Origin of the sequence: Nocardia farcinica, from assembly GCF_029867845.1 — a bacterium.
In the GTDB taxonomy this organism is placed as follows: Bacteria; Actinomycetota; Actinomycetes; order Mycobacteriales; family Mycobacteriaceae; genus Nocardia; species Nocardia farcinica_A.
This window is the reverse complement of record NZ_JARWRU010000113.1, coordinates 1-7,006: the sequence shown is the minus strand read 5'-3', so window position 1 is coordinate 7,006 and position 7,006 is coordinate 1. Positions and strand designations below refer to the sequence as shown.

The following is a 7,006-nucleotide window of genomic DNA, read 5'->3' as shown; positions in this document are numbered from 1 at the left end:
ACCCGCCCCCCGCCCCACACCCCCGCCGCCCCCCCGGCCGCCCGGTTGGGCGCGGGGGGGGGCGTCGCCTACGCCGGCGACGGTCACCGACAGTCCGTCCTGATCGGGCACCGCCAGCCGCGCGCGGTCCCGCACCACGGCCGTGACCTGGTGTCCCGCTGCCAGTGCCTGGTTGACGACCTGGCCGCCGATGCCGCCGCTCGCGCCGAAGACCGCGATCTTCATGGGTGCCTTCTCCTTGGTAAGTGAACACTCACCACTACAGTGAGTGAGTACTCACCCACCTGTCAAGGGAGACCGCATGCCCCCTACTCGCGACCGCATCCTGGACGCGGCCGAGTCCGTGCTGCGCACGGCAGGCGTCGCGCATGCCACCACCAAGGAGATCGCCCGCGCGGCCGGCTTCTCCGAAGCCACCCTCTACAAGCACTTCCCGGACAAGACCGCGATCTTCGTCGCCGTACTGAAGGAGCGCCTGCCCCCGGTGCTGGACATCTCCCCGGACGGCACCGCAGCCACCGACGGCGGTGTCGAGGAGAACCTCACCCGGCTCGCGCGCTCGGCCCTGGACTTCTACCTGCACAGTTTCCCCATCTCGGTGTCGGTGTTCTCCTCGCGCGCCTTCCTCGCCGAGCACGCGGCCGCGCTGCGCGCTCTCGACTCCGGTCCACACCGCCCGCTCGCCGGTGTCGCCGCCTACCTGGCTCGCGAGCGCGACGAGGGCAGGCTCCGCCCGGACGCGGATGTCGATGCCGCCGCCGCGCTCCTGCTCGGCGCCTGTTTCCAGCGCGTGTTCCTCCTCCAGTTCGACGAACGACCACCGACACCGGAGCAGCTCGACGCCTGGGCGACCGCCTTCGCGCGGACGACCGCCGCGGCCGTCGCTCCCCCCGCCCCGCCGGAACCCCCCGCCCCGCCGAACCGGTAGCGCCGCGGCCCTGCCATTGGCTACGCTCCGAAAACTGAAACACGTTCTACGAAGGCGGTGCGTCGGGTGACTTCCGGGCAGTTCTTGTTCGCCCTGTGGGGCACAGGAGAGGACCTCGCACACGGACTCGGCGCGGCGTTGGCCGGGGTGGGAGCCGTCGACGCCGTCCTGAACATCGCCGACGCCGACGTCGCGGACGCCATGCTGCGGTTGACCACCTTCGACGCCCCGGTCGAGGCCGTCGTCACGGTCACCCTTCCCGGCGACGAGGCGGCGGCAGGCGTGGCCCGCGTGCTCGCCGCCCGGGCGGACCGCATCGCGGGCTGGCGGGTGGATGTCGCCACCCCACTGCCGCCGAAGCCCACCGAGGTGGGCGAGCGCGCCGAAGGGCTCGCCAATGTGGCCTTCCTGCGCAGGCCCGCCGATCTGCCGTACGAGCAGTGGCTCGACCGCTGGCGCGGCCACCACACGCAGGTGGCCATCGACACCCAGGCCACCTTCGGTTACATCCAGAACCGGGTCGTCGAGCCGGTCACCCCCGACGCCCCGGAGATCGCCGCCGTCGTGGAGGAGCACTTCCCGATCGAAGCGCTGCACGATGTGCACGCCTTCTACGGCAGCGGTGGCGACGACGCCGAACTCGGCTGCCGCGTCGGGCGATTGATGCAGAGCGTCGCCACCTTCGGCGCGGACCGCGACATCGACGTGGTGCCGACCAGTCGCTACCGGCTGATCCGAGGCCGCGTCGGCGGCTAACGAACTCAGGCCCACACCGATAGACGGTCATGGACACCACACTTCTGCGGAGGTTGTCCGCTGCCGCGGCGGCCACCGTCGCGCTCACCCTCGCCGCCGCCCCGGCCGCGGCGAGCAACTACGACTCCGTCGAACTCCCCCTCGCCACCACCGCCGCCCACGGCCTCGGCTGCGCCGGTGACGTGTGGGCGATCGGCAACGTCTACCCCGACGGCGACGTGCCCGGCGCGGTCGACTTCCAGCTGAAGGGCTGGCTGAAGGTGCTCGGTGTGCCCGCGCCATGGTGCTCGGTCACCGCCACCGTGCACTGGCGCAATCTCGACACCGGCGCGAACGGCTCGGGCACGGGCTTCCTCGGCGCGGGCAACGGCTTCCCCTTCTGGTGGATGGCGCCGCAGATCGCCAATCTGCGTCTGACCCCCGGACCTGGCCTGGTCGAATTCACTCTGACCACCGACCTGCCGCACGCCCCGAGCGTCACCACCTTCCGGGTGTACTGACCTCCGACACCCGGTGCCCGCCGGACATACGACCGCGCCCCCACCGCGAGGGGCAAGCGATGGGGGCGCGGTCGCTGCCGGCTACTTCGGCGGCAGGCTCATGTCGCGGTTCATCATCGGCAGTTCGATGCTGATCGGCATGCGCAGCTCCGACAGGTAGAGCAGCGCCGCCTGCCGCAGGAACTCGTCGAACATCCAGTACACCTCCGCCGACGGCGGGGCGACGGTGAGCAGGCCCTCGCGCACGGCGATGAACGGGCCCCAGCTGAATCGCAGCAGCGGATCCCACACCAGCTCGCGCGGGATCTGCAGTTCGTCGGCGAGCTTGTCGCCGAGCACGAACCGGGTGAACGCGCCGAGCACCGGCCTGGTCAGGATCGACAGATCGAGACCGGAGCCGAGGCTGAGCAGCCGGCTGGCCAGCTTCACGCCCTCCGGGGTGGCCATCAGGATCGGGTCGAGCACCTGGGACGCCTGGGAGTTGGCCTCGTCCCACGAGTTCGGGATGTACTCGTCCTTGATGCCGAGCATGTGGCCCGCCAGCTGCCAGGAGTGCAGGAAGCCCTCGGACTCGTTCGGCGGGATCGGCACCTGCCAGTTGGTGAAGTGCCGCATGACCGTCGTGGGCAGGCTGTGCCAGGTGACCATCATGTCGTTCTGGCTGATCGGGATCTGTTCCTCGGCCGTGGCCGTCCAGTGCGGCGACTGCGGCAGCAGGTGGCGGACCGCGGCGTGCACCATGCGAGTCTTGACGCAGGTGACGATCATCTCGCCGTCGTCGGCGTAGGCGTTGGCGGTGCCGATGTCGTAGCCGAGCTTGGCGGTCTTGGAGATGCGGTCGGTGAGGTCGTAGCCGCCCTTGGAGTAGTAGACCGCCTTGGCCTCCTTCGGGATGACCGTGCTCATCATGCCGCTGGCGAAGCCGTAGAGCACGCCCAGGTACAGGCCGCGCTTCTTGTTGAACTCGATTGCGGCGTCGAGCTTCCCGTGGTCGGCCCAGTGCGGCAGCCTGCGCGCGTACTCCATGAACTCGCGCAGGTCGTTCGGCAGGCCGGCGGGCAACGGCTGTCCGTTGTACTGCCACTGACGCAGCGCCTCGTTGACCTCGGGAACGTCCCCGCGCTGGACCACCGCGGCGACGACCTCGTCGGCCTCGGGATCCCAGACGTTCATCGGATCGAGGCCCGCGCCCTCGCCGGCCACCGACCCCTGCGGCGACCAGGTCCAGGGCTCGGCTCGTGCCGGATTCGTCGCCGCCAGTGCGCCGACGGCGCCGACGGCGCCGAGCACGCCTCCGGCCTTCAGCGCGTCGCGCCTGTTCAGTCCTTGCATGTCGTCACTCCTCATTGAGTCCGAGCATCCCGAGTTGTGCGTCTCGGGTGAGCGCAATCGAGTCCGAGCATCGTGAGATCGCGGAACGACGCTTTCACGCAGCGTCCCCCACTCTCAACATGCTCAGAATATGTATTAACTTAGCAACACTCGGGTCGCGCGTCTCCCGTTCACCAAAGATTGCTCTGCGGAAGCTTCGACGGCCCGAGCTAGAACCCGTTCGAGCTGGTGTTACGCGATTTACATGCAAAGATGCCCTGACATCGAAAACAGCCGAACGAGTAGGTCAGATGTCTAGTTCAGCTGGCGAGCGGCCGGCTCGGCAGTCGAGAACGCGATAATCGTTGGTCACCTGTCGGCGGGTCGGCGGCGGGACGAGCGCCGACAGGGCCGCTCGGCATCAGCCAGCGCCGCGGTGTAGACGGCCACGAGCCGGGCCAGATGGCGGGACTGCCGGGAGTCCGCCGACCGCTCGGCCAAGGCCCGGCGCATGGCGGGCAGCCGTGCCCGATCCCCTGCCAGCGCGCGCAACGCCGCGGCGAGGGCCTGGACCGAGGAGTCGGCGGCGCGCAGTCCGCCCGCCTCGGGAACAGTCTCGGCGAGCTCGGGATCGCAGTAGACGACCGGCAGTTCGGTGGCGACCGCCTCGAGCAGCACCATGCCCTGGGTGTCGCAGTCGGAGGTGAGCAGCAGCACGTCGTGTGCGCGCATGGCGGGCTGGATCTCGGCCTGGTCCACCTCGCCGTGCAGGCGCAGGCGGTCGCCGACGCCCGCCACGGCGACCGCCGCGCGCAGGTCGTCGGCGAGTCTGCCGTCGCCGTACACGCTCAGCGTGCAGTCGGCGACTCCGCGCACGACCTCGACCGCCGCCACGGGTCGTTTCTCCGGCGACAGTCTGCCGCACCACAACACGCGCAACGGTGTCCGTGCCGTCCCGTCGCGGGCGGCGGCCGGCTCCTCGGCGCTTCCCCTGCCCGCGCCCGTCGCGGCGGTGCGGCTTTCCGCCTCGTCCTCGGGCGGGCACTCGCCGGCACGCGCGGGGCCGGCGTCGAGCACGGTGTCGAGCAGGGCGTCGTCGATGCCGTTGGAGACCACGTGGATCGGCCGGTCGACGCCCCTGGCGCGCAGCCTGCGGGCGAAGTGCTCGGTCGGGACGGTCACGTGGTCGGCGGCGCGGGCCTGGGCGATCAGCGGTCGCCAGGCCAGCCGTGCGACCAGGTCGTCGCCGACATCGGTGGTCGCGCCGCGCAGCGGCACGAACCAGCCGTGCAACAGCCGCATGGTGAGCGCGGCGGACAGCGGCGACGGGGCGTATCTCTCGATGACGGTGTCGTCGCGGCTCTGCATGGTCTGCACGACGGGGATGCCGTGGCGGCGCGCCGCACGCGCGCCGAGGATGCCGCAGCCGTAGGTGGTCAGCGCGTGCACGAGGTCGACACGGGCACGGGTGGCGAAGGCGGCGTCGACGGCATACCGGTTGGCGCGGGTCGGCAGCACCATGGGCAGGCCGCCCGCCAGGGTGGCACGGGGGACCGGGCGGAGCAGGACCAGGTCGGGGTCGTCCGCGACGGGATGGGGTGCGGGTGGACAGAAGACGGTGACGCGGTGCCCGAGTCCGCGCAGACCGCTGGTGAGGGCGCGCATGGCGGTCTGCACGCCGCCGAGGGTGGCTGGGTGGAAGTCGGTGAACAGGGCGATGTGCACGGGTGTGCCGCCGCTCAGCCTGCGGCCTGTTTCGCGAGCCGCTCCACCTCGTCGGCGGTGGCGATCACCCCGTTCTCGGCCGCGACCAGCCTGCCGAGTTCGGCGGCCCGGTGGCGGGATTCGGGCGTGAGCGCGGCGGCGAGCGCCGCGCGCAGCCGATCGGCGGTGAGGGACGGGTACGGAAAGCCCGCGCCGATGCCGAGCTCGGTCATGCGCCAGCCGTAGTAGAACTGGTCGCTGTGCACGCCGACGACCACGGCGGGCAGGCCCGCGCGCAGCACGTCGTGGGTGTTGCCGCGGCCGCCGTGGTGCACCACGGCCGTGCAGCGCGGCAGCACCCGGTCGTAGTCGAAGGAATCGGTGACGAACAGCCGCCCGCCGTGGGTGGCGCCGCGTGGGTAGCCCTCGCCGCGCACGGTGACCAGCGCCCGGGTGCCCAGCTCCCGGCACACCGTCTCGACCAGGCCGAGACCGCGGGCGGGGTCCAGCACCGGCATCCCGGTAAGGCAGAAGTAGACCGGCGGCTCGCCCGCGTCGAGCCAGCCCTCCAGCGCCGGGTCCACCGCGGCCTCGCCCCAGGCCGCGCGCAGCCGGGCCGGCATGACCGGCGCGCCCACCACCGTCGAACGGTCCGGCCAGTCCGCCGGTTTGGGCAGCAGCACCGGGCTCACCATGTGCACCAGCGGAATGCCCTCGTCGCGCATGCGGCGGAACGGATTACGCGGTTTGCCCGGCAGGCCCATCATCTGCCTGACCCGTTTGTCCACCTTGTGGTAGGCGAAGCCGTAGGCGAGTTCGAAGGCGGTGTAGCTGGCCAGCCGCAGCCGCTTCGAGGACACCATGTGCTTGACCATGAACGAGGAGGGGAACTCGGTGGTGCGCTCCAGCGGGTAGGGCAGGCACCCGACCACCGGTTGCCCGGTCAGCTCCCCGCGGTCCATCGCCCACGGCAGGATCGAGGCGCACACCACCAGGATCTCGGCCGATTCGCTCGCCCTGGCCAGCGCCTCGTGCATCCGCTCACCGCGCTCGCCCGCCATGATCTTCACGGTGTCGAGCATGATCTTGACGAACGGCAGGGTGGCGCCGGAGGACAGGGCGCGTCTGGCGTCGTCGGTCTCCAGCAGTTCCGCGGAGTTGAACGGGATGACCACCGGGTCGAAACCGGCCGCCCGCACCACGTGCGCGTAGTTCTCGGTGGCCGTCATCACCACATCGTGCCCGCGCGAACGCAATTCGTCGGCCAGTGCCAGATAGGGCTGGTGGTCGCCCCTGGTGCCCGCCGTCAGCAGTGCGATACGCATACTCTCGCTTCCGTTCGTGCGTCACGGGGCGCCACGATGCCGCTGCCGCGACGCGATCCCGATGCTAGTGTCCGCGGGTGGTCGACGACACCCGCCCGCTGCGGTTCGGCATTCTCGGCGCCGCCCGTATCGCGCCCGCCGCTCTGCTCGCTCCGGCCCTGCGCCATCCCGAGGCCGAGGTCGTGGCCGTGGCCGCCAGGGACCGCACGCGCGGGGAGCGGTTCGCGCGCAGGCACGGCATCGCCCGAGTGCACGACGACTACCCCGCCCTGCTGGCCGATCCCGAGGTCGACGCGGTGTACATCCCGCTGCCCAACGGCCTGCACGGACGGTGGACCCGAGCGGCGCTGGCGGCGGGCAAGCATGTGCTGTGCGAGAAGCCGTTCACCGCCGATGCCGCCGAGGCGCGTGAGATCGCCGCCGCGGCAACGGGTTCCGGGCTGGTGGTGATGGAGGCCTTCCATTACCGCTATCACCCGCTC

General features: G+C 71.1%; 8 protein-coding genes. 4 read left to right on the top strand and 4 right to left on the bottom strand.

Going from position 1 to position 7,006, the window contains the following annotated elements:
* A partial coding sequence (locus QH283_RS02165) for an NAD(P)H-binding protein (RefSeq protein WP_280501338.1) occupies positions 1–225 on the bottom strand: 225 nt, incomplete at its 3' end.
* 76 nt (positions 226–301) lie between these two features.
* Here QH283_RS02165 and QH283_RS02160 point away from each other — a divergent pair.
* The 3 genes from QH283_RS02160 to QH283_RS02150 all read left to right on the top strand — a co-directional run bounded on the left by QH283_RS02160 (position 302) and on the right by QH283_RS02150 (position 2,184).
* Positions 302–928, top strand: coding sequence for a TetR/AcrR family transcriptional regulator (locus tag QH283_RS02160; RefSeq protein ID WP_280501337.1), 627 nt, complete (start codon positions 302–304; stop codon positions 926–928).
* Positions 929–994: 66 nt separating this feature from the next.
* Positions 995–1,684: a hypothetical protein gene (locus tag QH283_RS02155; RefSeq protein WP_280501336.1), complete on the top strand. Its 690-nt coding sequence runs from the start codon at positions 995–997 to the stop codon at positions 1,682–1,684.
* Positions 1,685–1,713: 29 nt separating this feature from the next.
* Positions 1,714–2,184 (top strand): hypothetical protein, encoded by a 471-nt coding sequence (locus tag QH283_RS02150; RefSeq protein ID WP_280501335.1) that lies wholly within the window; start codon positions 1,714–1,716, stop codon positions 2,182–2,184.
* 81 nt (positions 2,185–2,265) lie between these two features.
* Here QH283_RS02150 and QH283_RS02145 read toward each other — a convergent pair whose 3' ends face one another.
* The 3 genes from QH283_RS02145 to QH283_RS02135 all read right to left on the bottom strand — a co-directional run bounded on the left by QH283_RS02145 (position 2,266) and on the right by QH283_RS02135 (position 6,524).
* Complete coding sequence (locus tag QH283_RS02145; protein ID WP_280501334.1) at positions 2,266–3,516, bottom strand: oxygenase MpaB family protein; 1,251 nt, start codon at positions 3,514–3,516, stop codon at positions 2,266–2,268.
* A 348-nt stretch (positions 3,517–3,864) separates the two neighbouring features.
* Positions 3,865–5,220: a glycosyltransferase gene (locus QH283_RS02140; RefSeq protein ID WP_280501333.1), complete on the bottom strand. Its 1,356-nt coding sequence runs from the start codon at positions 5,218–5,220 to the stop codon at positions 3,865–3,867.
* A gap of 14 nt (positions 5,221–5,234) precedes the next feature.
* Positions 5,235–6,524 (bottom strand): glycosyltransferase, encoded by a 1,290-nt coding sequence (locus tag QH283_RS02135; protein ID WP_280501332.1) that lies wholly within the window; start codon positions 6,522–6,524, stop codon positions 5,235–5,237.
* 77 nt (positions 6,525–6,601) lie between these two features.
* On the opposite strand from QH283_RS02135, the gene QH283_RS02130 reads away from it, so the two are divergent.
* Positions 6,602–7,006, top strand: a 405-nt coding sequence (locus tag QH283_RS02130) for a Gfo/Idh/MocA family protein (RefSeq protein WP_280501331.1), incomplete at its 3' end; no start/stop codon positions are given.

Excerpts from the sequence above, each read along its gene's own strand:
- QH283_RS02160 (WP_280501337.1), top strand. The coding sequence starts at position 302 with ATGCCCCCTACTCGCGACCGCATCCTGGACGCGGCCGAGTCCGTGCTG.
- QH283_RS02150 (WP_280501335.1), top strand. The coding sequence starts at position 1,714 with ATGGACACCACACTTCTGCGGAGGTTGTCCGCTGCCGCGGCGGCCACC.
- QH283_RS02145 (WP_280501334.1), bottom strand. The coding sequence starts at position 3,516 with ATGCAAGGACTGAACAGGCGCGACGCGCTGAAGGCCGGAGGCGTGCTC.
- QH283_RS02135 (WP_280501332.1), bottom strand. The coding sequence starts at position 6,524 with ATGCGTATCGCACTGCTGACGGCGGGCACCAGGGGCGACCACCAGCCC.